The organism is Chromobacterium piscinae, from assembly GCF_021129175.1.
GTDB lineage: Bacteria > Pseudomonadota > Gammaproteobacteria > Burkholderiales > Chromobacteriaceae > Chromobacterium > Chromobacterium piscinae.
The window spans coordinates 1-1,879 of record NZ_JAJOHV010000170.1; the positions used below are offsets into that span (position 1 = coordinate 1).

The window sequence follows — 1,879 nt, forward strand, 5'->3', positions numbered from 1 at the left end:
GACCGCAGCGTGGACACGCTGGACTGGATGAGCGCGGAGACCAAGCGCGAGGCGCATCTGAAGCTGTCCAAGTACACGCCGAAGATAGGCTACCCGGACAAATGGCGCGACTACGCCAGCCTGGAGATCCGCCCGGACGACCTGATAGGAAACGTCGAGCGTGTCGCCGCGTTCAATTACCGCCGCCAGGCCAAGCATCTGGGCCAGCCGGTGGACCGGACCGAATGGGGGATGACGCCGCAGACGGTCAACGCCTATTACAACCCGGCCAACAACGAGATCGTGTTCCCGGCCGCCATCCTGCAAGCGCCGTATTTCGACCCGGCTTTCGACACGGCGGTCAACTACGGCAGCATCGGCGCCACCATCGGCCACGAGATCAGCCACGGTTTCGACGATCAGGGCCACCTGTTCGACGGCGACGGCAATATGCGCAACTGGTGGACGCCGGCCGACGAGGCGCACTTCAAGGAAGTGACCGCCAAGCTGGTCAAGCAGTACGGCGGCTACGAGCCGGTGAAGGGGCACAAGATCAACGGCGAGCTGACGCTGGGCGAGAACATCGCCGACAACGCCGGCCTGGAGATCGCCTACAAAGCGTACAAGATCGCGCTGGGCGGCAAGGAAGCGCCGGTGCGCGACGGCCTCACCGGCGACCAGCGCTTCTTCATCGCCTTCGCCCAGTCCTGGCGCAGCAAGAGCCGCGACGCGGCCACGCTGAAGCAGATGGTGTCCGATCCGCATACGCCTGACGAATGGCGAGCCTTCGGCACCGTCCGCAATCTGGACCCGTTCTACCAAGCCTTCAACGTCAAGCCGGGCGATAAGATGTATCTGCCGCCGGCGCAGCGCTTCCACCTGTGGTGGTAAGCGGACGGAAATGAAAAACGGCAGCCTGGGCTGCCGTTTTTTTTGCTGCGCGGGCGGGATCAGAAACTCAGGCCCGCGCCCAGGTAGGCGCCGTCAGCCAGCGTGCGGCTGCGGCTGTCGTTGTCGCGGCGGATGTCGAAGTAGCGGTAGCCGGCTTCCACGCTGAGCGGGCCGACCACATTCCAGCGCACGCCGGCGGCGTAGTCGCTGACGCGGTCGACGCTGCCGCTGGCGAAGCTGCTCGGCGCGTAATAAGCCTGGCCGAACAGCTTGACCTTGGGGGCGAGGTCGAAGCTGGCGCGGCCGCCGACCAGCGCGGCGGTGGCGGAGCCGCTGTCTGGCGACAGCGCCATCAGCTTGCCGCCGCCGGCCACGGTCAGCGGGCCCAGCGGCAGCGCGAATTCCAAGCCGGCGCCGCCGGCGCTCCCCTTGTGGTCGTCGCGCAGGTAGTCGAGATTGAGGCCGATGCCGAAACCGTCCGGCGTGCGGGTGAGTTGCTGGGTGCCGTTGCCGGCGCCGAACATGTAGTCGGCGGCGTGGGTGCCGCCGGCCAGCCCGGCCAGCGCCAGGGCGATTGCGAAATGCTTCATGCGGTCCATTCCTGTTGGTTCAAACAACAACAGGTAGTGACCAATTTCTAAAAAACAAGTTCAGCCCGTCAATTGTTCAGGCGCTGCTCCAGCGCCAGCACCATGGTTTTCAGCGCCGCCACTTCGGCTTCCAGCGCCGCCACGCGGCCGGTCAGGCCCACGTCTATCACTTCGCAGGCCTGGGCCGGGACGATCTGCGGCTCGCCTGACAGCAGATGGCACCAGCGCGCCTCGCGCTCGCCCGGCTGGCGCTCCAGCTTCATGACCAGCGGCGGGTACTTGTCGGCCAGCGCGTTCAGCGCGGTTTCCACCTCGTCCACGCCGGAGAAACTGTAGATGCGGCCGGCGCGGGCGCGGATCTCGGCGCCGGTCTGCGGGCCGCGCAGCGTCAGCAGGCACAGCGCGGCCAGGCGCGCGCC

General features: G+C 66.8%; 3 protein-coding genes. 1 reads left to right on the forward strand and 2 read right to left on the reverse strand.

Annotated features, from left to right (window positions below):
* Positions 1-870, forward strand: an 870-nt coding sequence (locus tag LQR33_RS23885; protein ID WP_231470726.1) for a M13-type metalloendopeptidase, incomplete at its 5' end; no start/stop codon positions are given.
* 59 nt (positions 871-929) lie between these two features.
* Here the strand turns inward: LQR33_RS23885 and LQR33_RS23890 are convergent.
* Both LQR33_RS23890 and LQR33_RS23895 read right to left on the reverse strand, forming a co-directional pair.
* Positions 930-1,460 (reverse strand): YfaZ family outer membrane protein, encoded by a 531-nt coding sequence (locus LQR33_RS23890; protein WP_231470727.1) that lies wholly within the window; start codon positions 1,458-1,460, stop codon positions 930-932.
* Between the two features lie 68 nt (positions 1,461-1,528).
* The coding region (locus LQR33_RS23895; RefSeq protein ID WP_231470728.1) for a DUF480 domain-containing protein at positions 1,529-1,879 on the reverse strand (351 nt) is incomplete at its 5' end.